This is a genomic window from Pseudomonas californiensis (assembly GCF_021147775.1).
Taxonomy (GTDB): Bacteria; Pseudomonadota; Gammaproteobacteria; order Pseudomonadales; family Pseudomonadaceae; genus Aquipseudomonas; species Aquipseudomonas californiensis.
The window spans coordinates 35,487-55,468 of sequence record NZ_JAGTPK010000005.1; the positions used below are offsets into that span (position 1 = coordinate 35,487).

Genomic DNA, 19,982 nt, shown 5'->3' on the forward strand with positions numbered 1-19,982 from the left:
GGATTCAAAAACAGTTGTTTTGAGTCCAACAAAAAAGGCGTCCTTCGGGACGCCTTTTTTGTTGCCTGAAATTTGGGCTTTGGATCGATGGTGACAGTTGACACGGCGCCTGACCTCTCGGTCAGACGCCCCTTGCAACGAAGATCAGTGCAGTTTCATTCGCGGCTCGGTGCCTTTACCGATTCGGCTTCCCAGCATCAGCATCAAAGTGCGGAACATGCCGTACAGCGCCATCTGGTGCATGCGGTACAGCGACACGTAAAACATCCGAGCTAGCCAGCCCTCCAGCATCACGCTGCCCGTCAGGTTACCCATCAGGTTGCCGACAGCCGAGAAGCTGGACAGTGAGATCAGCGAGCCGTAGTCCTTGTAGGTGTATTCCGGCAATACCTTGCCTTCGATCTTCAGGCCCAGCGATTTGACCAGCAGCGACGCTTGCTGGTGAGCGGCCTGGGCGCGCGGTGGTACGTTGCGGTCGGTGCCTTTTTGCGGGCAGGCGGCGCAGTCGCCAAAGGCGAAGATGTTTTCATCGCGGGTGGTCTGCAGCGTAGGCAGCACCTGCAGTTGATTGATGCGGTTGGTTTCCAGCCCATCCAGCTCATGCAGGAACGCCGGGGCACGTATACCCGCCGCCCATACCTTCAGCGTGGCCGGAATCACTTCGCCGGTGGCGGTGATCAGACTGTCGGCCGTCACTTCGCTCACAGCCGCATTGGTCAACACCGTGACGCCGAGCTTTTGCAGCGTCTTGTGCACTGGGCTGCCAATGCGCTCAGGCAACGCGGGCAAGACCCGTGGGCCTGCCTCGATCACGGTGATGCGCAGGTTCTCCGGCTTGATCTGGCCGAGGCCATACGCAGCCAGTTCGTGTGCAGCGTTGTGCAGTTCGGCCGCCAGTTCCACACCGGTAGCACCCGCGCCAACAATGGCGACGGTGATTTCCTGAGCGCTGTCCGCTTGTCCGGCGTGAGCACGCAGGTAGCGGTTCAAAAGCTGCTGGTGGAAGCGCTCTGCCTGCTTGCGGGTGTCCAGAAACAGGCAGTGCTCGGCTGCGCCTTTGGTGCCGAAGTCGTTTGTGGTGCTGCCGACTGCCAGTACCAGCGAGTCGTAGCCCAGGCTGCGAGCAGGGACCAGCTCTGCGCCGTTTTCGTCCAGGGTTGCGGCCAAGTGCACCTGACGGCTCTCGCGGTCGAGCCCGGTCATGCGCCCCAACTGGAACTGGAAGTTGTTCCATTTGGCCTGTGCCACGTAGTTCAGCTCGTCCTCATAGGAGTTGAGCGAGCCTGCGGCCACTTCGTGCAGCAGCGGCTTCCAGATGTGCGTCAGGTTGGCATCCACCAGCGTGATGCTGGCTTTGCCCTTCTTGCCCAGGGTCTTACCCAGGCTTGTAGCCAGCTCCAGTCCGCCAGCGCCGCCGCCAACGATAACAATGCGATGAGTCATAGGGATTACTCGGAAGGTTAAAGGAATTCGGAAAGAGCCTGATCTTCGCGAGCGCAATGCAGCTCGTAGCGTCAGAAGGCTCGATAAACGGCTCGGCAGGCCTGGAGCGATAGCCGCTCAATAGCACCAACAGCTGCCACAGCCCGAAAGGCCAGAGTGTTGAAAGAGACTCTTCGACACGCCTTGGGCGGTGTGGGTTCAGGCCGCAGCTCATTTATGCAGGGTCTCAGGCCTGCTGTTTGCCAGCAGGCCAAGGGTCATGGGCGTCCAGCGGTTCGACCCGCAGTGTGTCGTCCAGTCGGATGATTCCGCTTTGTAACACTCGTGCCGTGATTCCGCCATGGCCACGTACAGCCTGGAACGTCCCTTGGCCGAGGCGTTGTTCAAGACGGGCGCAAGGTTGGCACCAGCCGGTGGTTTCGAAAATGGCCTGGCCGATCCTGAAACGGCGGTTCTTGAGGCTGAACAGGTTGATACCACTGATCACCAGATTGCGCCGCAGATCCTGAGGCACGATGGGGTGGTCGGCCGTACGGTTCAGTAACGAGCTGACCACTGCCAGATGTTCCCACTGGATAAGCGTCACCTGGCGCGCATTACGAGGGCCTGGGCGTGAGTGATCGCCCGTCAGGCCAGCTTCGCGACGAGCTTCAACGGCTTCCAGCTCGATCATGTCGACACGAGATTCAGGGCGCACGCCAATCCAGCGCACGCGTCCTTGCTGTGGAACATTGGCCAGCAGTTCCTGCAGCGGGCTCATGACTGTGTTCATAAACTGATTCCAACATCGAAAACGACACTGCGGCCCAGATTGGTCCGTAGAAAGTCCGGGGCATCCGGATGCGCAAACAATACCCGAGCGAAGGTCGGTCCGACCAGCGAGAGGGAGCGCCAACCTTGCCTCAGGTATTCCGTGGGCGGCGGGAAATGGCTGTTGAGGTCGAGTACTTCACGCTTGAGGCTGGCGAACGCAATGATGTCCAGCTCGCCAAGATCCAGGCCGCGTTCGCGGTAATTGTGGGCCTTCTTGCGCAGCGTGGGAGCGAGCCTTCTCAGCAGTTCCGAGGCCGGAATGCGCTTGGGCTTTGCTTCGCGACGTACCAGTTGGCTCAGGGAAAAGGCACTGCGTCGTCGCTCCAGCTCTTCGCGCCATTCGTCATTCAGGCGACGGCCTTCATCCAGTACGAAAAATACCTCGAAGCAGGCATCACGAAACAGCACGTCCGGCGGCTCCTGCCCGGCAGGCGTGAAGTCTTCGTTGCGATGCGCGATGTTCAGGCCTTGCAGCAAGCGCTGACAAACCCATCGCTCACGCTCCCACTTTCGCGCATTGGAAAGAAAGGCGTTGGCTTGTTCAGCCTGGATCGTCAACAGGCGTAAGTAGTCTGAGTCATCCATAGGCCAAGCTTAGCGTCCAAATCGCTGTCACTGGAAGAGTGCAAGGGTGCGTGTAGACTGGCCGTCCATCTTTATCGCCTGCGATGATTTTGTAAACATCGCTTTCTGGAGAGTCGACGTTTGAAATTTCTGCCTATCCTGCTGCTGGTTTTGCTGCCGTTGACGGCCAATGCCCTGGAAACCGGTGATCGTCTCGCCTCCTGGACGTTGCTCGATCAGTACGACCAGCCTTACACCCTCAACAACCAGACCCAGACCTTGCTGGTCGCCCGCAGCATGGACGCCGCCAAACTGGTAAATGCCGCTCTGGCTGACAAGCCCAAGGGGTTTCTGGAGTCACGGCACACCGTGTTTGTGGCTGACATCCAGAAGATGCCGACCATCATCGCGAAAATGTTCGCCATACCCAAAATGCGTGACTACACCTACCGCGTCATGCTCGACCGCGACGCGCGTATCGTGCCGCAATACGCTGGCGATGACGATAAGGTGCTGTGGTTACAGTTGCGCGACGGGCAGTTGGTCAGCCAGCAGCAGTTTGGCAATGCCGAGCAGCTGCGTGCAGCGCTGGAAAAGCCTTGATTGCCGCAGCCTGACAATCAACTGCCCAGTTCTGGGACGCACTTCATGGAAGTGAAGCGCGGTTTGTGGGAGTGAGCTTGCTCGCGAAGAGGGCGGCACATCCACAGGGGATGTGCCGATGAACTGAGGGGCATTTCCGGGCAGTCTTGAATATCAGTGGCCGCGGTGCGGCGCTTCGAGATCGCCCGAGAACAGATCGTCTTCAGCGTCCGGGCTGACGGGAATGGCGTGTTCTTCCGACGCCCAGGCGCCGAGGTCGATCAACTTGCAGCGATCAGAACAGAACGGGCGGTTCGGGCTGACTGCGCTCCATTCCACGGGGGCGCCACAGGTTGGGCATTGAACGGTCATTGGTTGGCTCATGAGTGGCCTCCACACAAAGTAAGGTAAAAGTGGTGCAGCCGCTCGACTTCGCTCTTGAGCCAGGCCTGATCACGGTCGTTGACCAACACATCGTCGGCATGGCTCACGCGTTCTTCGCGTGTGGCCTGAACCTTGAGAATGGCCTGCACTTGATCCTGGCTTGAGCGGTCGCGCAGCATGGTGCGCTCGATCTGCAATTGCTGCGGGGCATCGACCACCAGCACGCGCTGAACCATCCGGTATTGGCCCGACTCGATCAGCAGCGGCGACACCAGGATGGCGTAAGGTGATGTTGCGCGCGCGAGGTAGCTGACAATTTCCTGATTGATCAATGGGTGCAGCAACGCTTCCAGCCAGCGGCGTTGCTCCGGGTGTTCAAAGATCAGTGCGCGCAGCGCGGTGCGGTCCAGTTCTCCGCTGGCTTGCAGCACGCCTGCACCGAAGTGCGCCGCGATCTGCGCTAGCGCCGGTCTGCCCGGCTCTACGACCCAGCGGGCGGCGTGGTCTGCGTCCACAGTGTGAATACCCAGATCGATAAAGCACTGAGCGGCCGCGCTTTTGCCGCTGCCGATACCGCCTGTCAGGCCAAGGATCCAGGGTTTTGAGTCGGGTGGGGTCATTTGAAACCGGCAAACTGCAGATAGGAGTCGGTTATTTGACCACCCCAGAGCAAAGCGATCCACCCCGCGATCGCCAGATATGGACCAAAGGGGATCGGTGTGCCGGACTCAACCTTGCGCACGCGCATCATGATCACCCCAAGCACCGCGCCTACCAGCGACGACAGAAGTATCGTCAGGGGCAGGATCTGCCAGCCACCCCAGGCGCCCAGCATCGCCAGCAATTTGAAGTCGCCATAGCCCATGCCTTCCTTGCCGGTCACCAGCTTGAACAGCCAGAACACCGACCACAACGCCAGATAACCCGCAACGGCGCCCCACAGGGCGTCGTTCAGAGAAGTGAACAGGCCGAAAGCATTGACGATCAGGCCCAGCCACATCAGCGGCAACACCAGTGAGTCAGGCAGCAACTGGGTGTCGGCGTCGATCAAGCTCATCGCCAGCAGCCCCCAACTCAACGCCAGCATTGCAGCAGCCTGCCAGCCAAAGCCGAAATGCCAGGCGACGTAAGCGGACAGCAGCGCGCAACTCAGCTCGACCAAGGGGTAGCGTTTACTGATCGGTGCCTTGCAGTTCGAACATTTGCCGCCCAGCAACAGGTAACTGATGACCGGCAGGTTTTCCCACGGGCGAATCCGGTGTGCGCAATGAGGGCAGCGGGAGTGGGGCAGGGTGAGGTTGAACACCGGTTGATCGGGTTCAGGCGGCAGCCCCAACATTTCCCGGGACTGCGCTTTCCAGTCACGCTCCATCATTTTCGGCAGGCGATACACCACCACATTGAGGAAGCTGCCGACCAACAGGCCGAGCACGCCTGCCGACACAACGAAAGCCAGCATCGAACTGGCGAGAAAATCGAGAAGAATCATGTCAGACAACGTTCCCGAGTTTGAAGATCGGCAGGTACATGGCAATCACCAAGCCGCCGACAACGACCCCCAGCACTGCCATGATCATCGGCTCCATGAGGCTGGTCAGGCTGTCGACCATGTTATCGACTTCGTCCTCGTAATAAGTCGCAACCTTGTCGAGCATGGTGTCCAGCGCACCGGATTCTTCACCGATGGCAGTCATCTGGATTGCCAGGCTGGGGAATACGCCGGTCGCACGCATGGAAAAGTTGAGCTGCATGCCCGTCGATACGTCTTGCCTGATCTTGTTGACTGCGTTTTTGAACACCACGTTGCCGGTGGCGCCTGCAACTGAGTCGAGTGCCTCAACCAGTGGGACACCCGCTGCAAAAGTCGTGGCCAATGTGCGGGCGTAGCGGGCGACGGAAGATTTGAAAATCAACGGGCCGATAACTGGAATTTTCAGCAGGAATCGGTCGATGCCGTCGCGAAATTTTTGCGACTTCTTATAGGTTCTCTTGAACATGAAAAAGCTTCCGGCCAACAGGGCAAGCACAATGAGCCACCAGCGCTGTAGTACCTCTGAAAACCAGATCACCATCAAGGTAAATGCAGGCAGCTCTGCGCCAAAACTCGCAAAAACGGATTGAAACTGCGGTACTACCTTGATGAGCAGGATGCACGATACGATAACCGCAACTATCACTACGGCCATTGGATAAGTCATCGCCTTCTTGATCTTGGCTTTGAGCTTTTCGGTCTTTTCCTTGTACGTCGCGACCCTGTCCAGCAGGCTCTCCAGTGCACCCGCCTGTTCGCCAGCGTCCACCAGATTGCAAAACAGAGCGTCAAAGTACTCGGGCTTTTGCCGCAAAGCCGTCGCAAAGCTGTTGCCGGCAGAGACTTCCTGTTTCAAGGAATTGACCAGCGTACGCATGTTCGAGTTTTCGCTGCCCTCGCTGATGATGTCGAACGACTGCAGCAGCGGCACGCCAGCTTTCATCATCGTCGCCATTTGCCTTGAGAAAAAGGCGATGTCGAGCGGCTTTATCTTCTTGCCGTTACCAAAGATGGAGACGGATTTTTTGCGAACCTTGGTCGGGTTGATACCTTGCTTGCGCAGCTGCGCCTTGATCAGTGCCGGGTTATGCCCGCTCAACTCACCGCTGATTTTGCTGCCCTTCTTGTCGATGCCTTCCCAGGTGAAAACACTGACTTTGACTACCTTGCTGGCCATGCTCAATCCTTGGTCACGCGGTTGACTTCTTCAAGGCTGGTGATGCCCTGCATGGCCTTCAACAGGCCTGAGGTGCGCAGGTCGTTGAAGCCGTCCTTGCGCATCTGTCGGGAAATCTCCAGCGAATTGCCTTCTTCCATGATGATGCGTTCCAGCTCAGGGGTTTTCTTGACCACTTCGTAGATGCCCAAACGGCCTTTGTAGCCCCCGTTGCAATGGTTGCAGCCTACCGGGCCGTAGACCTTGAAGGTGCCGATCTTCTCTTCCGGGAAACCTTCCTGAATGAGCGTTTCCCGAGGGATATCAACCTCTTTCTTGCAATGCGGACACAACTTGCGTGCCAGACGCTGGGCGATGATCAGGTTGATCGCCGTGGCAATGTTGAACGCCGCGACGCCCATGTGATGCAAGCGGGTCAAGGTCTCTGCCGCGCTGTTGGTGTGCAGGGTGGACAACACCATGTGGCCGGTCTGCGAAGCCTTGATGGCGATTTCTGCTGTTTCCAGGTCGCGGATCTCGCCGACCATGATCACGTCCGGGTCCTGACGCAGGAACGCGCGCAGCGCCTGGGAAAAATCGAGGCCCTGGCGCGGGTTGATGTTGACTTGATTGACGCCTTCGAGGTTGATTTCGACCGGGTCCTCGGCGGTGGAAATATTGATGTCTACTGTATTGAGGATATTCAGGCCGGTGTACAACGAAACGGTTTTACCCGAGCCAGTAGGACCGGTGACCAGGATCATGCCTTGCGGCTGTTTCAAGGCTTCCAGATACAGCGCCTTCTGTTCTGGCTCGTAACCCAGCGCATCAATACCCATCTGGGCACTGGTCGGGTCGAGAATCCGCATTACGATCTTTTCGCCCCACAGTGTCGGCAGGGTGTTCATCCGAAAATCGATGGCTTTGTTCTTGGAAACCCGCAATTTGACTCGGCCGTCCTGTGGCTTGCGCCGCTCGGAAATATCAAGGCTGGCCATGACTTTCAGGCGCGCGGCAATCCGGCTCGCCAGGTGGATCGGCGGCCTGGCGGCTTCATGCAGGATGCCGTCAGTGCGCAAACGCACGCGAAAGATCTTTTCATAGGGTTCGAAGTGCAAGTCCGAGGAGCCGAGGCGGATGGCGTCCAGCAACATTTTATTGACGAAACGAACCACGGGCGCGTCGTCAGCGTCTCCCTGATCGGTCAGCGAAGTCACCTTGCCTTCGCCTTCCCCTGGGTCTATCTCCAGACCGAGGTCCACATCGGCCAATTCGCCGAGACCGCTGTTTGCGTCAAAAAACTTCTCGATGGCTTCCCGGAGTTTGTCGTCTTCCACCAGGATAGCTTCGGTCGTCAGGCCGGTGCTGAATTGGATATCAGTGACTGCCTGATGATTGGTCGGGTCCGATATACCGATGAACAGCTTGTTGCCACGTCGCCACAGCGGCAGTGCGTGGTGCTGGCGAACCAGTTTTTCGCTGACCAGGCCTTTGGGCTGGCTCTCCTTGTCCAGGCTGGACAGGTCCATGAACGGCACGCCGAACTGGTCCGAGGCCATCTCGGCCAGCGTCAGGCTTTTGACAAGACGGTGCTGCACCAGATAACTGACCAGCGAAATCTTGTCGAGCCGCGCCTGTTGATTGGCCTGCTGCGCAGCGTTTTCAGAGAGAAGCTCGGCCAACACCAATTGCTTGGCCAGGCCCGTAAGGACGACATCAGGCATAACACCACCACACACAGACAGTGCGAGGGTTATAACCCAGTCGGAGGGTACTGCCAAATGGCAACAGGTGATGTGACGAAAATTGTCAGTTTCTGCGAATTTCCGGGTGTATAACGCACCCGACTAGCTCGGTTTAAGTCAGAAACTGAGGGGTGTGTCACATTGGCATGCCATGTGCTTTGGTCAACTCAAGGCACCCAAAATTGACGCCTCGGAGAAGTAGCGATGAAAGCACAAAACGGTTTTACCTTGATCGAACTGATGATCGTGGTGGCGATTGTTGGTATTTTGGCGGCGGTTGCGATCCCCTCGTATCAGAACTACACCAAGAAAGCTGCGTACTCTGAAGTTCTGGCTGCAATGGCCTCCGTCAAGACAGCAGTCGGCCTTTGTGCCGTTCAAGCTGCGGCCCTGACCGAATGTGATACCGCTGCAAAAGTAGGTGTGACGTTGCCTGCTGCTGTGACAACCGGCGCAGTCAATACTATCGCTATCGGTACTAACGGTGCGATAACGGCTACGCCGAACGCCTATAAAGGTATTTTGGCCACAGAGACTTGCAGCTTGACACCTAATGCCGTGGGCGGTGGCGCAACCTGGACGTTCAGCGGTGTTTGCGTAACAGCTGGTTACGTAAGACCTAACTGATAGAAGTGTGTGTGATATCTTCTGCCCAGTTTGTTAGCAGCGCAATTAGATCTGTTTAATCGTCATGTATTGGTCGGTGTGATATTTTCTCCTCACCGAATAAAATTGCAAAAGCCCGATCATCACTGATCGGGCTTTTGCGTTTCCAGGCCGAAAAAGCTTGTTTCAGCCGATTTCCTACCTCACCACCTGATCCACTCGCGGCTGTTTGCGAAAGCGGCGGCGGATTACCAGTACGACCATCAGCACCAGCAGAATCAAAACCCCAAAGAAGATCGCGTTGAACACCGGGAACGGCTCGTCTCGGGTGGACACGGCTTCGATCTCGGTCACGTTGGGGAACATCGACAGGATCTGGATGCGCCAGCCGTAATAACGGATCAGCGCGAGCTGCTGTGAGTCGCGTGAATAACCCTGGGCCTTGGCCTGGATATCAGCCGAGTCGAATTTGAAATACCACGGGAAGCTCCAGCCGGTGTCTTCGTTGCGGTAGACCACGACGTGCTTGTTGTCCGGGTGTTCGGTGTTGATGAAGTACACGTCGCGGGTCGGGCCATCGGCCGGGTTTTCGGCGTTGATCACCCCGTCGGCGTCCATTCTTTTGACTTCCACACCGGTAATCATCACGACATCATGGCGCGGCAGGACGTAATAAAGGCTTAATGCGCCGATGCCGAATGCTACGAGTACCACAAGCCCAATCGACCTTTTAAGCCACTTCATACCAGCGTCCTCTGTTTAAAATTGCGTGACTTTGCCCTAATCCGAACATTTCGAAGCAAAACAGTTATTACAAAATTCGACAAGGCCGTTCGAGGCGCAGTCGTCTTCCGGAGATTCACATGATTTGGTTCCTTGAAGGGCAGTCCAGCCAGCGTGAAGTGATCATGGGCGCGCGCGATGCCTTGCCCGCCTCGGTGCAGATTATCGCGTCCCACCGTCAGTTGCGGTCGGAGATTACCGGCCAGGCCGATGTGGCGTTACAGGAACCGACTGATAACGAAGAACGCATCGACTGGGTCATCGAAAACGCGCGCTCGCTGGGCGCCAAAGTGATTGTGGCCGGACGCATCGGCAGCTTTTATGAAGCCCAGCGAGAGCGCTTCATTGCTGAAGGCTTCGACCTCGTGACGGGCGGAACGTCGCAGCAGACGTTTATCGATGTCGATGACAAGAGCCGCTTCACTGCCGCTGCCGAGTCAGCGGGTCTTGCATGCATCCCCGGTATCACGGCGCACAATGCCGAAGAGTTGCAAGCGGCCTATGACACGCTTTCTGCGTCCGGTGAGGTGTGTATCAAACCCACGGTCGGGATTTACGGCCACGGCTTCTGGCGCTTCAAAACGGACATTGATGATTTTCGCTGTTTCGCCAATCCCGACGCCCGCGAAGCGACATTCCAGGCTTATCTGAATGCCTATCGCCAGTCCGATGAACGTCCGCCAATGTTGCTGATGCCTTATATGCCCGGCAGCGAGTGTTCGGTGGACATGATGTGCGAGCACGGCAAGGCTGTCGCCTTTGTCGGACGGCGCAAGCTTGGCCTCAATCAGACCTTCGAGCGCGACAGCGAAGCGGTTCACCTGGCGGTGCGCGCAGCGGAGCATTTTGCCTGTGACGGGCTGATCAATGTGCAGACCCGCGATGACGCCGATGGCAAACCGCGCCTGCTGGAAATCAACCCGCGCTACTCGGGCGGCATAGGTTACACGCGAGAAACAGGCATGAATCTGCCCGGTATTTTTGCCGCACGGCGGTTGGGCTTGAAAGAACCGGAAACACATTGGCTCGACGATATTCGAGTCAAGGCAATCACCGTGGCTGTACGGGCCACGGTTTGATCAGGATAATAGTTTTTTGCTATTACTAATCGCTCTAATCACGGAGGATCGGGCATGAAAGTCTTGGCGCCAGGTGCAAACACCGCTTTAGCGAACGCTCGCTGCACCTGGAACCTGGAGAGTGGCAGATCCTCGGTTTTTGGTGAGTACGCTGCGGTTGCGTTGCTTGCGGTCAATGAAAAGCGCCAGCCCATGGGCGAGCCGGCGCTTCTTCATCAGGAACAGAACTGGATGGAGTGGAGCGGCGGCCCGCAGAACGTGGGCTGTACGCTGAAGCTGGACCAGCTCCCGGCAGGCAGTGATCGTGTGCTGTTGATGGTCTACGTGTTTGCCGCCACCGGGCCGGTCCGGGAGATTGGCAGCCTGCACCTGCAGGTGGATGCCGAGATCGAACACCGCGTCGACCTGAGTGAAAACGGCGAAGCCGCGATCATCATCGGCGAGTTTTACAAGCGTAACGATCAATGGAAGTTTCGCGCGCTGAGTGAAGGCTCTGCGTACGGTTTGTCTGCTTTTGGACGCAAGATCGGTCTGGAAGTCGACGACCGTCACCCGCGCAAGCCAGCGGGTAGCCCTGGCGGCGGTGCTGGTCATCAGTCGGCCACCGGCACGGCCTTCGTGGTAGGGCCTGCCCATGTGATCACGTGCGCGCACGTCATCGAAGACATGAGCGTGTTCCACATTCATTCGCTGGAAGGCCGTTACAAGGTCGAACCGGTGGTGGTTGATCGCCGTAACGACATTGCGTTGCTGCGCGTGCAGGGGGCTTCGCCGTTGCCTGCGGTTACATTCCGCGAAGGGCAGGGCTGTGAACCGGGTGATAACGTGGTCGTGCTGGGTTATCCGCTGGCCTCGATTTCCGGCGGCGGGCTGCAGGTGACGCAGGGCGGTATATCCGGACTGTTCGGCTTGCACAGCGATGCCAGCCTGTTCCAGTTCACGGCACCCATTCAGCCAGGCTCCAGCGGTAGCCCGTTGTTTGACAGTGGTGGAGCTGTCATCGGGATGGTGACGTCTACCGTGCCGGACGGGCAAAACATGAATTTTGCGGTGAAGTCCGCATTACTGATTTCTTTTCTGCAGGCATGCCGCATTGATGCGTCGCATGCGCGGTCAGAAAGGACGTACACCACGACAGAAATTACACGTGCTGCCCAGTCATCGCTCTGGCTTGTCGAAGCCTCCCGAAGTTAGCGCTGACATTTTCACCCGAAAGGGCAGGCGCTTGGGGTCAAGACCCCGCTAATCAGGAATTTATCGATGGACAGCAGCGCAGCTTTTTCCAACCCTACCAGGCTTCGTGCTGATCTGCTTCGTGGTCGCCTCGACGTAAGCGTCGACTCATCAACCATTGCTCCCGACTCGTTGTTCGGCTTCGCGGAACGGCGCAACCCCAAGCGTGCCTTTCTGTTCGTATCCCGTGTGTTGGGCCGCCACATCCCGGCCCAGCCGAGCGTCATGCTCAAGAGCTTTCAAGACCTAGCAAACAAGATCCCGGCGGATCTGCCAGGCCCGGTGTTGATCATCGGCATGGCCGAGACGGCAGTAGGGCTCGGTGCAGGCGTGCACCGCGCCTACCGTGAGCGTCGCCCGGATGCGCTATACATGGTCAGCACCCGACACCCGACAGGCACCGAAGTATTCGCGCGTTTCGAAGAAGAACACAGCCACGCCAGTGCGCATCTGTTTCACCTGCCGACCGATCCGGCGCTGCGTGAGATGATGCTTGGCGCTCGTTCGCTGGTGCTGGTCGATGACGAAGCCTCGACCGGCAAGACTTTCATCAATCTCCATGAGGCGTTGGTCGGCGCCGGATTGAACAAGCTCGAGCGCGTGGTGACGTGTGTCCTGACAGACTGGTCGGCAGGCGCTGTCAGCATTTCAATGGGTGCGCTGGCCGAACAGGTTTCGCTGCTGCAGGGCTCTTACTCGTTTGACGAAGACATCAGCGCGCCGCTGCCCGACATGCCGCAAGTCGGCACCGTGGCGATGGGCGACTGGCCGCTGGTTACGGCAAATGACTGGGGGCGGCTGGGCGTGTTGTCAGTTGCTGACACACTCGCGCCAGGCATTCAGGTCAGCAAGGGCGAGCGGATTCTGGTGGTGGGCACCAGCGAGTTCGTCTGGCGTCCTTTTCTGCTGGCCGAGCGGCTGGAGAAAGCCGGTGCCGATGTGCACTTCAGCTCCACGAGTCGTTCACCGATTGCCCTGGGGCATGCCATTGATCACGCCTTGTCGTTCTCTGACAATTACGGGCTGGGCATTCCCAACTTCCTGTACAACGTCAAGCCCGGCCAGTTCGACCGGGTCCTGATCTGTACCGAAACACCGAGGGAGGCCGTGCCTGCCGAGTTGATTAACGCACTGAACGCCGAGGTCATCTGCGATGAGTAACGACCGTCCGCTGATCTTCGTCGATCTCGATGACACGCTGTTTCAGACCGCGCGCAAAACCCCTGCCGACATTGAAAAACACGTCGCCACCCTCGACATCAGCGGTAACGCCAATGGCTACATGACCAACGTGCAGAAGTCTTTTGCACACTGGTTGCTGGCGCATTCCGACGTGGTCCCGGTGACAGCGCGTAGCGTCGAGGCTTACAGCCGCGTCAAACTGCCGTTCACCGCAGGCGCCATCTGTTCGCATGGTGGCGTCATGCTTGATGTCATGGGACGTCTGGACAAGGACTGGAACGAGCAAATGAAGCAGACGCTCGCCGATTACCAGACGCGCCTCCACGAGCTGTGCGCCACCACCCAGGCCATTGGTCAGGAACAGGGCGTTTCGCTGCGTGGCTGGGTCGTTGAAGAAGCCCGGCTGTTCCATTATGTCGTGACCAAACACAACGAAAGCGACGACACGATCCTCACTCGCGTGCTGGAGGAAGTTCAGGCACGTGGCTTGCTCGATGGCATGCATGTGCACGGTAACGGCAACAACCTGGCGTTTCTGCCCGATGGCCTGGCCAAGCGTTATGCGGTTCAGGAGTGGTTGCGACGCGACAGGGCGGTCAATGGTGAACGGCCGGTTCTGGGTTTTGGTGACAGCATCACCGACCTGGGTTTCATGGATGAATGCGACTGGTGGGCCACGCCGGCCCGCAGCCAGTTGGCAAAAATGTTTGTAGGCACCGCGCATGAGTAATCCCGTTAACGGGCTCGATACAGTCGGTAGCGGCAGCTACCTCAAGGACGACGTTCACTTCCTGCTGCGTCGCGTGGAAATACAAACCACGGACGTCGAGGAAAAGGAGCGTCTGATCCAGACGCGTCAAAAGCATTATTCGGAAATGATCAGTGAAGAGGCGGCGCCCAGCGCGGCGCATCAGAACCTGTTCGAACGCGCACTCGACCAGAACTGTGCCCGCATGGCGGCTGATGTGCAGGCCCTGGCCCACGCGCTTGACCAGGAATGCACAGGTTCTGAAATTGCATTGGTATCGTTCGTGCGCGCGGGGCTTCCGCTTGGCGTGCTGCTGCGCAGGGCGTTGATCGAGCTGGGCCGCGAAACGCATCACTACGGCATCAGCATCATTCGTGACCGGGGCATTGATGCGGTGGCGCTTGAGGCCATTATCAAGGCCCACGGCGCGCAGAACATCGTATTTGTCGATGGCTGGACCGGAAAGGGCGCGATCTCGGGCGAGATCAAGCGCAGTCTGGCGGGCGATACGCGCTTCCCTGAAGAGCCGCGTCTGGTGGTGCTGGCTGATCCGTGCGGCAGCGCATGGTTGGCCGCATCCTGCGAAGACTGGGTGATTCCGTCCGGTATCCTGGGGGCCACGGTCTCGGGGCTGGTGTCGCGCTCGATCTGGCCTGTCGAAGGTGGCTTGCACGGTTGCGTGGTCTACGATCATCTTCGGCAGCACGACGTCACCCGGGCTTTCATCGAGCAGGTCGAGAACCAACGCCAGCGTCAGGGTTCTACAGTCCCGGTGACACCCTGGACGCCGCAGCAAAAGCTTGAACTCAAAGCGCAGGCGTCCCAGGTCGTCAACAGCCTGGCCGAGCGCTTCGGGATTACCAACCTCAATCGCGTCAAACCGGGCATAGCCGAAGCAACTCGCGCTGTCATGCGTCGCGTCCCGGACCATGTGCTGGTGCGCGACACCACTGACCGTGATGTGCAATTGCTCCTGCATCTGACCGAAAAAGCGGGCATCCCTGTCGAAGAAGTCGGCAGCGCCCTGGGGCCCTACAGGGCGGTGACCATCATCAGGAGTCTCAGCTAATGGCCATACTCTCGCCTTATGCGCTGGGGGCGACGTTGTACATGCCCGCGACCCGTGACGACATTCTGGATGTGGTTTTCGGCGAAAAACTGCCAGAGCTCCGTTCGTTGGTGGTGTGCCTGGAAGACGCGGTTGCGCTGATCGACGTCGATACTGCGCTGCTCAACCTTCGTCAGGTGCTGACCCGTATTCAGGATCGCGGCGGCCGTCCGGCCAATGGCCCTTTGTTGTTCGTACGTCCTCGTGACGCGGCAATGGCCCGCATCCTCAATGACTGGCCGCTGATGGCGCATGTCGACGGCTTCGTGGTGCCCAAGCTCTCACTCAGCAGTCTGACGAGCTGGGAACAGGCGGTCACCAACCCGGCGCTGGCCCTGATGCCCACGCTGGAAACCCCTGACGTGTTCAATCCGACAGCGATGGTCGAATTTGGGCAGGCACTGAAAGCCAATCTCAACGACCGGATCATTGCCCTGCGCATCGGTGGCAATGACCTGATGGGCTGTCTGGGTCTGCGCCGCAACCCAGCTATGACCTTGTACGGCACGCCCATGGGCTACGTCATCCCGATGTTGGCCGGCGTGATGGGGTCGCAGGGGTTTGCCTTGACCGCCCCGGTGTTCGAGCAATTGGCTACCCCGGATATTCTCGAGCAGGAACTGGCGCTCGATATTGCCAATGGTCTGGTCGGCAAGACGGCAATTCACCCATCGCAGGTCAATATCATTCAGAATGCGTTCCGCGTCAGTCTTGAAGACATGAATTCCGCCCGCATGATTTTGAACTCTGTTGCACCCGCCGTGTTCAAGTACAACGATGCGATGTGTGAACCGGCCACCCATTACAAATGGGCAACCCACATCATGGAGCGCGCCAAATGGCACGGAGTGTTATCCGCACCCGCTTCAATCATGGATGCCAGCATTCGACTCGCTGAGGCAGTTAGCTAGATGATAGAACCTGACCTTGAAATCGAAGTGGAGCAACGCCTGCTGGCGGTGTTCGATTTCGACGGAACCATCACCCGGCACGACAGTTTCGTGCCCTTCCTCAAATTTGCCTTTGGGCAGCGTGCCTTCTCGGTTCGCATGGCAAGGCTTGTTTTGCCCAGCCTTGGTTACTTGGCCAAGCGCGTGACTCGCGACGAGCTTAAAGGCCGCCTGATCAAGGCGTTCCTGAGCGGTGTCGAGGCGCAATGGCTGCAGCAGAAGGCCGAGGCTTTTTGCCAGTCGCACTGGGAGCGCCTGATGCGTCCAGCGGCGCTGGAGTCCATCGCGGCTGAAATCGAGAAGGGTGCCATTGTCACGCTATGTTCAGCATCGCCTGCTATGGTTTTGAAACCGTTCGCTGACCGCCTCAAAGTTGAGCTGATCGGTACCAATCTGGAAGTGATCGACGGCAAACTTACCGGTTTGATCGAGGGCAGCAATTGTCGCTGCGACTCCAAGGTATCGCGTCTGGAAAGTGTGTATGGGCCGCTTACGCAGTTCCGGGTACGCGCCTGGGGCGACACGCGGGGCGATCACGAGTTGCTCGCTGCTGCCCAGGATGCGCACTGGCGTCTGTTCCATCCGACATGGCGCCGAGGCCGTTACAAAGGCCCCGTTAACGCCAAGTTACACAATCCTGATGGCAAAGATGGCTCAACACGGTAAGGCTGTAACACTTTTTTCCGAATTCCGTAGTCCACATGGAGCTAAAAATGGCACTCACTTTGGCAAAAAACCAGACGATCTCGCTTGAGAAAACCGCTGGTACCGGCCTTAAGAAAGTCAGCATGGGCCTGGGATGGGACCCCGAGAAAGCGAGCGGTTTCTTCGGAAAACTGCTCGGTGGCGGTGGCGGTGATATCGACCTGGATGCCTCGTGCATCATGCTCGACGCTGACAAGAAGCCGCTTGATCTGGTGTGGTTCCGTCAATTGCAGTCCCGTGATGGTGCCATTCAGCACTCCGGCGACAACCGTACGGGTGAAGGTGCAGGCGACGACGAAACCATCAGCGTCGACCTGGAAAAGCTCCCGGCAGCCGTCAAGTACCTGGTGTTCACGGTCAACTCGTTCACCGGCCAGAACTTCGAAAAAGTTGCCAATGCCTATTGCCGTATTGTCGATCTCAGCACCCGTAACGAGCTGGGTCGCTTTGATCTGTCGGAAAAAGGCGGGCATACCGGCGTTGTGATGTCTTACCTGTCACGCACTGCAAGCGGTTGGGACTTCACTGCTGTGGGTCAGGCCACCAATGGCCGTACCGCAGATGACCTGGTCAACCTGGCCATTGGAGCCGTACGCGCATGACTCAACTTGTCCCAGGCGCAAATGCGCCGGTAGCTGCCGGCCCGTTGACGGTCGAGGTGAACTACTCCCCGCTGGCGGGCGCGGACATTGATGTCTCAGCGTTTCTGCTGACAAGCTCAGGCAAGGTCCGTGGCGACCATGACATGTGCTTTTACGGTCAGAAAAGCGTGAACAACGGTGCGGTCCAGTTGACGGAAACGTCGTCTGGCCGCGCGGTGTTCAGCCTTGATCCGAGTCGTCTGGACGCCGTCATCGAGAAAGTCGCGTTGACCGCGACCATCTACGAGAACAAGGCCAGCTTCGACAGCGTGTCGCGACTTGCACTGACCATCACGGGCGACATCCAGGCCGAGCTGCCAACCAGCGGCATGAAAGAAACAGCGCTGATTCTGGGCGAGTTCTATCTGCGTCAAGGCGCCTGGAAGTTCCGGTGTGTGGCTCAGGGTTTCGCGGGCGGGCTTGAGCCGTTGGCGAAGAATTTTGGTGTTGAGGTCGCAGCGCCTCAGGATCAGCCTGCACCTGCACCTGCACCTGCACCTGCACCTGCAGCTCCGGCGCCAGCGCCAGCACCTGCGGTCAAGTCGACCGTGAGCCTGAGCAAGATTACGCTCGACAAGACCCGTGCCTCGGTCAGTCTGGAAAAAACCAGTGCCGGTTTTGGCGAAATCAGGGTCAACCTGAACTGGAACCGTCGTAGCGATAACAAGGGCGGCGGTTTCTTCTCGATGAAGAAGAGCAATGCAATCGACCTTGATGTAGGCTGCCTGTTCGAATTGCAGGATGGCCACAAAGGGGCCGTTCAAGCACTGGGCAATTCGTTTGGCTCGCTCAACACCGAGCCGTTCATCAAGTTGATGGGCGATGACCGTACCGGCTCTGTAAGTGATGGTGAGTGGCTGCACATCAACGGCTCTCACTGGAGCAAGATTCGCCGCATTCTGGTTTACGCGTTCATCTACGAAGGCGCGCCAAACTGGAAAGAGACCGACGGCGTGGTCACGATTCATGCGCCGGGTCAGCCGCCTATCGAGGTTCGCCTCAATGAAGAGGGTGGCCGTCAGGGCATGTGTGCAATCGCTTTGCTGGAAAACGACAACGGCGCGGTCAAAGTGACCCGTTGCGTGGACTTCCATAACGGTCACAGCAATATGGACAAGGCCTACGGCTGGGGTATGCGCTGGGCTGCCGGTTCCAAGTAAACAACTCACTGAAGTCTTGAGGCCGCAGTGCCGCCTCACAGGAGATAGACATGCTGGACTGGTTGAAAACAAACGCCACCGCGGCGCGTGACAAACTGGCTTCTGAAGTCTCGAAGTTCAAGAATCGTGAATTCATGGACGCTGTAGTGTCGGGTTGTGCGCTGGTATCGGCCGCCGACGGTGATATCAGCTCCAGTGAAAAACAGAAGATGGCCGGCTTCATTCAAAACTCTCAAGAATTGAAAGTCTTTGACATGAAAGAGGTCATCCAGGGTTTTCAGGAAGCGTGCTCGAAGTTCGAGTTCGATTTTGAAATTGGTCGTGCCGAAGCGTTGAAAACCATTGGCAAGATCAAGAAAAAAGAAGATGCCTCCCGTTTGCTGGTGCGTGTCTGCTGTGCAATTGGCGGTGCCGATGGCAGCTTTGACGAGAAAGAGCGCGAAGTCTGCCGCACGATCTGTCGAGAGCTTGGCCTGAACCCGTCCGATTTCGACCTGTAAATTTTACCCCTAAGGAACGCAGTTAAATGGAAAGCACCTCTCTAGGCTTCCCTCCACTTACGATGGCCGTGTTTATCGGCCTGGCCATTACGGCCATGGCCATCGATATGTTTTCTCACCGTGGAAACAAGCCGATCACTCTCGCTCAGGCGTCCGCCTGGTCGATTTTCTGGGTCGCCATTTCGCTGGCTTTCGCCGGTTTTCTGTACGTTCAGCACGGCTCTGAAGTGGCCACCCTGTTCGTTACCGGTTATGCACTTGAAAAAGTTCTGAGCGTCGACAACCTGTTCGTATTCATGGCGTTGTTCACCTGGTTCAAGATCCCTGACGGCCTGCGTCACCGCGTTCTGTACTGGGGCATCATCGGTGCCATCGTTTTCCGCGGTATTTTCGTGGCCATCGGTACCGGCCTTCTGGCTCTGGGCCCGTGGGTCGAAGTGGTGTTTGCGATCATTGTTGCCTGGACAGCGATCATGATGTTGCGCGCCGGTGACAACGACGACGAAGAGATCGACTACTCCCAGCACATGGCTTATCGCTTTGCCAAGAAGCTGTTCCCGGTGTGGCCAAAACTGCACGGCAGCAATTTCTTCGTTCGCCGCTCGGTACTGGAAGAAGAAATCAAGAAGCCTGAAAACGCCGGTATTGCTCTGGCTGCCAAAGGCGCTCTGTTCGCGACCCCACTGTTCCTGTGTCTGGTTGTGGCTGAAATCTCCGACGTACTGTTCGCGTTCGACTCCGTGCCAGCGATCATCGCTGTCAGCCGTGAGCCGCTGATCGTGTTCTCGGCCATGCTGTTCGCGATTCTGGGTCTGCGTACTCTGTACTTCGTACTGGAAGCCCTCAAACGCTACCTGGTGCACCTGGAAAAAGCAGTTATTGCTCTGCTGTTCTTCATCGCACTCAAGCTGGGCTTGAACGCAACTGACCACCTGTTCCATCACGGTTACAGCATCAGCGCCAACACCAGTCTGCTGGTCGTGGTCGTAGTGCTTGTGATCGGTATCGTTGCCAGCCTGCTCTTCCCGGGTAAAGAAGAGTCGGCTGAAGAAAAAGCGTAAACACTGGA

At 57.8% G+C, this 19,982-nt stretch carries 22 protein-coding genes; 13 read left to right on the forward strand and 9 right to left on the reverse strand.

Features of this window, described 5'->3' with window-relative positions; translation table 11 throughout:
• Positions 1-144: 144 nt before the first annotated feature.
• From KDX37_RS06430 to KDX37_RS06440, 3 genes are all read right to left on the reverse strand, one after another.
• Positions 145-1,443: an NAD(P)/FAD-dependent oxidoreductase gene (locus KDX37_RS06430; protein WP_231651844.1), complete on the reverse strand. Its 1,299-nt coding sequence runs from the start codon at positions 1,441-1,443 to the stop codon at positions 145-147.
• Positions 1,444-1,669: 226 nt separating this feature from the next.
• Complete coding sequence (locus KDX37_RS06435) at positions 1,670-2,203, reverse strand: MOSC domain-containing protein (RefSeq protein ID WP_231651999.1); 534 nt, start codon at positions 2,201-2,203, stop codon at positions 1,670-1,672.
• Between the two features lie 8 nt (positions 2,204-2,211).
• On the reverse strand, positions 2,212-2,841 hold the full coding sequence (locus KDX37_RS06440; protein WP_231651845.1) for a DUF1780 domain-containing protein: 630 nt from the start codon (positions 2,839-2,841) through the stop codon (positions 2,212-2,214).
• 120 nt (positions 2,842-2,961) lie between these two features.
• On the opposite strand from KDX37_RS06440, the gene KDX37_RS06445 reads away from it, so the two are divergent.
• Positions 2,962-3,423 (forward strand): hypothetical protein, encoded by a 462-nt coding sequence (locus tag KDX37_RS06445; protein ID WP_231651846.1) that lies wholly within the window; start codon positions 2,962-2,964, stop codon positions 3,421-3,423.
• A 153-nt stretch (positions 3,424-3,576) separates the two neighbouring features.
• Here KDX37_RS06445 and yacG read toward each other — a convergent pair whose 3' ends face one another.
• The 5 genes from yacG to pilB are packed head-to-tail and all read right to left on the reverse strand — an operon-like array spanning position 3,577 to position 8,197.
• Complete coding sequence (gene yacG / locus KDX37_RS06450) at positions 3,577-3,786, reverse strand: DNA gyrase inhibitor YacG (protein ID WP_231651847.1); 210 nt, start codon at positions 3,784-3,786, stop codon at positions 3,577-3,579.
• Complete coding sequence (gene coaE, locus KDX37_RS06455; protein WP_231651848.1) at positions 3,783-4,406, reverse strand: dephospho-CoA kinase; 624 nt, start codon at positions 4,404-4,406, stop codon at positions 3,783-3,785. The genes yacG and coaE overlap by 4 nt, the downstream gene beginning before the upstream one ends.
• Entirely contained in the window at positions 4,403-5,275 is an 873-nt protein-coding gene (locus tag KDX37_RS06460; RefSeq protein WP_231651849.1) for a prepilin peptidase, read from the reverse strand. The genes coaE and KDX37_RS06460 overlap by 4 nt, the downstream gene beginning before the upstream one ends.
• 1 nt (position 5,276) lies before the next feature.
• Positions 5,277-6,494 (reverse strand): type II secretion system F family protein, encoded by a 1,218-nt coding sequence (locus KDX37_RS06465; protein WP_231651850.1) that lies wholly within the window; start codon positions 6,492-6,494, stop codon positions 5,277-5,279.
• A gap of 2 nt (positions 6,495-6,496) precedes the next feature.
• Positions 6,497-8,197, reverse strand: coding sequence for a type IV-A pilus assembly ATPase PilB (gene pilB, locus KDX37_RS06470; protein WP_231651851.1), 1,701 nt, complete (start codon positions 8,195-8,197; stop codon positions 6,497-6,499).
• Positions 8,198-8,422: 225 nt separating this feature from the next.
• On the opposite strand from pilB, the gene KDX37_RS06475 reads away from it, so the two are divergent.
• Positions 8,423-8,845, forward strand: a complete 423-nt coding sequence (locus KDX37_RS06475) for a pilin (protein ID WP_231651852.1) — start codon at positions 8,423-8,425, stop codon at positions 8,843-8,845.
• A 177-nt stretch (positions 8,846-9,022) separates the two neighbouring features.
• Here KDX37_RS06475 and KDX37_RS06480 read toward each other — a convergent pair whose 3' ends face one another.
• Positions 9,023-9,568: a DUF1523 family protein gene (locus tag KDX37_RS06480; RefSeq protein ID WP_231651853.1), complete on the reverse strand. Its 546-nt coding sequence runs from the start codon at positions 9,566-9,568 to the stop codon at positions 9,023-9,025.
• Between the two features lie 119 nt (positions 9,569-9,687).
• On the opposite strand from KDX37_RS06480, the gene KDX37_RS06485 reads away from it, so the two are divergent.
• The 11 genes from KDX37_RS06485 (at position 9,688) to KDX37_RS06535 (ending at position 19,974) form a co-directional block, all read left to right on the forward strand.
• On the forward strand, positions 9,688-10,686 hold the full coding sequence (locus KDX37_RS06485; RefSeq protein WP_231651854.1) for an ATP-grasp domain-containing protein: 999 nt from the start codon (positions 9,688-9,690) through the stop codon (positions 10,684-10,686).
• A 54-nt stretch (positions 10,687-10,740) separates the two neighbouring features.
• Positions 10,741-11,880 carry a trypsin-like peptidase domain-containing protein gene (locus tag KDX37_RS06490; RefSeq protein WP_231651855.1) on the forward strand — a complete coding sequence of 380 codons (1,140 nt, stop codon included), beginning with the start codon at positions 10,741-10,743 and terminating at the stop codon, positions 11,878-11,880.
• Positions 11,881-11,946: 66 nt separating this feature from the next.
• Positions 11,947-13,080 carry a phosphoribosyltransferase domain-containing protein gene (locus KDX37_RS06495; protein ID WP_231651856.1) on the forward strand — a complete coding sequence of 378 codons (1,134 nt, stop codon included), beginning with the start codon at positions 11,947-11,949 and terminating at the stop codon, positions 13,078-13,080.
• Positions 13,073-13,831: an HAD family hydrolase gene (locus KDX37_RS06500; protein ID WP_231651857.1), complete on the forward strand. Its 759-nt coding sequence runs from the start codon at positions 13,073-13,075 to the stop codon at positions 13,829-13,831. Before KDX37_RS06495 ends, KDX37_RS06500 begins: the two co-directional genes overlap by 8 nt.
• Entirely contained in the window at positions 13,824-14,918 is a 1,095-nt protein-coding gene (locus KDX37_RS06505) for a cysteine protease StiP family protein (RefSeq protein WP_231651858.1), read from the forward strand. The genes KDX37_RS06500 and KDX37_RS06505 overlap by 8 nt, the downstream gene beginning before the upstream one ends.
• Positions 14,918-15,868 (forward strand): HpcH/HpaI aldolase/citrate lyase family protein, encoded by a 951-nt coding sequence (locus tag KDX37_RS06510; protein ID WP_231651859.1) that lies wholly within the window; start codon positions 14,918-14,920, stop codon positions 15,866-15,868. The genes KDX37_RS06505 and KDX37_RS06510 overlap by 1 nt, the downstream gene beginning before the upstream one ends.
• The gene (locus KDX37_RS06515; protein WP_231651860.1) at positions 15,869-16,573 is read left to right on the forward strand and encodes an HAD-IB family hydrolase; all 705 of its coding nucleotides are present in this window, start codon (positions 15,869-15,871) and stop codon (positions 16,571-16,573) included.
• Between the two features lie 47 nt (positions 16,574-16,620).
• Entirely contained in the window at positions 16,621-17,214 is a 594-nt protein-coding gene (locus tag KDX37_RS06520; protein ID WP_231651861.1) for a TerD family protein, read from the forward strand.
• Positions 17,211-18,413 (forward strand): TerD family protein, encoded by a 1,203-nt coding sequence (locus tag KDX37_RS06525; RefSeq protein WP_231651862.1) that lies wholly within the window; start codon positions 17,211-17,213, stop codon positions 18,411-18,413. Before KDX37_RS06520 ends, KDX37_RS06525 begins: the two co-directional genes overlap by 4 nt.
• A 50-nt stretch (positions 18,414-18,463) precedes the next feature.
• The gene (locus tag KDX37_RS06530) at positions 18,464-18,913 is read left to right on the forward strand and encodes a tellurite resistance TerB family protein (protein ID WP_005614818.1); all 450 of its coding nucleotides are present in this window, start codon (positions 18,464-18,466) and stop codon (positions 18,911-18,913) included.
• 26 nt (positions 18,914-18,939) lie between these two features.
• Entirely contained in the window at positions 18,940-19,974 is a 1,035-nt protein-coding gene (locus KDX37_RS06535) for a TerC/Alx family metal homeostasis membrane protein (RefSeq protein WP_231651863.1), read from the forward strand.
• Positions 19,975-19,982 lie beyond the last annotated feature (8 nt).

What these genes read in the sequence shown, in the direction of transcription:
- KDX37_RS06530 (WP_005614818.1), top strand. Translation starts at nt 18,464, where the DNA reads ATGCTGGACTGGTTGAAAACAAACGCCACCGCGGCGCGTGACAAACTG.
- KDX37_RS06535 (WP_231651863.1), top strand. Translation starts at nt 18,940, where the DNA reads ATGGAAAGCACCTCTCTAGGCTTCCCTCCACTTACGATGGCCGTGTTT.
- KDX37_RS06430 (WP_231651844.1), bottom strand. Translation starts at nt 1,443, where the DNA reads ATGACTCATCGCATTGTTATCGTTGGCGGCGGCGCTGGCGGACTGGAG.
- KDX37_RS06490 (WP_231651855.1), top strand. Translation starts at nt 10,741, where the DNA reads ATGAAAGTCTTGGCGCCAGGTGCAAACACCGCTTTAGCGAACGCTCGC.
- yacG (WP_231651847.1), bottom strand. Translation starts at nt 3,786, where the DNA reads ATGAGCCAACCAATGACCGTTCAATGCCCAACCTGTGGCGCCCCCGTG.
- KDX37_RS06510 (WP_231651859.1), top strand. Translation starts at nt 14,918, where the DNA reads ATGGCCATACTCTCGCCTTATGCGCTGGGGGCGACGTTGTACATGCCC.
- KDX37_RS06460 (WP_231651849.1), bottom strand. Translation starts at nt 5,275, where the DNA reads ATGATTCTTCTCGATTTTCTCGCCAGTTCGATGCTGGCTTTCGTTGTG.
- pilB (WP_231651851.1), bottom strand. Translation starts at nt 8,197, where the DNA reads ATGCCTGATGTCGTCCTTACGGGCCTGGCCAAGCAATTGGTGTTGGCC.
- KDX37_RS06475 (WP_231651852.1), top strand. Translation starts at nt 8,423, where the DNA reads ATGAAAGCACAAAACGGTTTTACCTTGATCGAACTGATGATCGTGGTG.
- KDX37_RS06515 (WP_231651860.1), top strand. Translation starts at nt 15,869, where the DNA reads ATGATAGAACCTGACCTTGAAATCGAAGTGGAGCAACGCCTGCTGGCG.
- KDX37_RS06440 (WP_231651845.1), bottom strand. Translation starts at nt 2,841, where the DNA reads ATGGATGACTCAGACTACTTACGCCTGTTGACGATCCAGGCTGAACAA.
- KDX37_RS06480 (WP_231651853.1), bottom strand. Translation starts at nt 9,568, where the DNA reads ATGAAGTGGCTTAAAAGGTCGATTGGGCTTGTGGTACTCGTAGCATTC.
- KDX37_RS06525 (WP_231651862.1), top strand. Translation starts at nt 17,211, where the DNA reads ATGACTCAACTTGTCCCAGGCGCAAATGCGCCGGTAGCTGCCGGCCCG.
- KDX37_RS06485 (WP_231651854.1), top strand. Translation starts at nt 9,688, where the DNA reads ATGATTTGGTTCCTTGAAGGGCAGTCCAGCCAGCGTGAAGTGATCATG.
- KDX37_RS06505 (WP_231651858.1), top strand. Translation starts at nt 13,824, where the DNA reads ATGAGTAATCCCGTTAACGGGCTCGATACAGTCGGTAGCGGCAGCTAC.
- KDX37_RS06500 (WP_231651857.1), top strand. Translation starts at nt 13,073, where the DNA reads ATGAGTAACGACCGTCCGCTGATCTTCGTCGATCTCGATGACACGCTG.
- KDX37_RS06520 (WP_231651861.1), top strand. Translation starts at nt 16,621, where the DNA reads ATGGCACTCACTTTGGCAAAAAACCAGACGATCTCGCTTGAGAAAACC.
- coaE (WP_231651848.1), bottom strand. Translation starts at nt 4,406, where the DNA reads ATGACCCCACCCGACTCAAAACCCTGGATCCTTGGCCTGACAGGCGGT.
- KDX37_RS06435 (WP_231651999.1), bottom strand. Translation starts at nt 2,203, where the DNA reads ATGAGCCCGCTGCAGGAACTGCTGGCCAATGTTCCACAGCAAGGACGC.
- KDX37_RS06495 (WP_231651856.1), top strand. Translation starts at nt 11,947, where the DNA reads ATGGACAGCAGCGCAGCTTTTTCCAACCCTACCAGGCTTCGTGCTGAT.
- KDX37_RS06465 (WP_231651850.1), bottom strand. Translation starts at nt 6,494, where the DNA reads ATGGCCAGCAAGGTAGTCAAAGTCAGTGTTTTCACCTGGGAAGGCATC.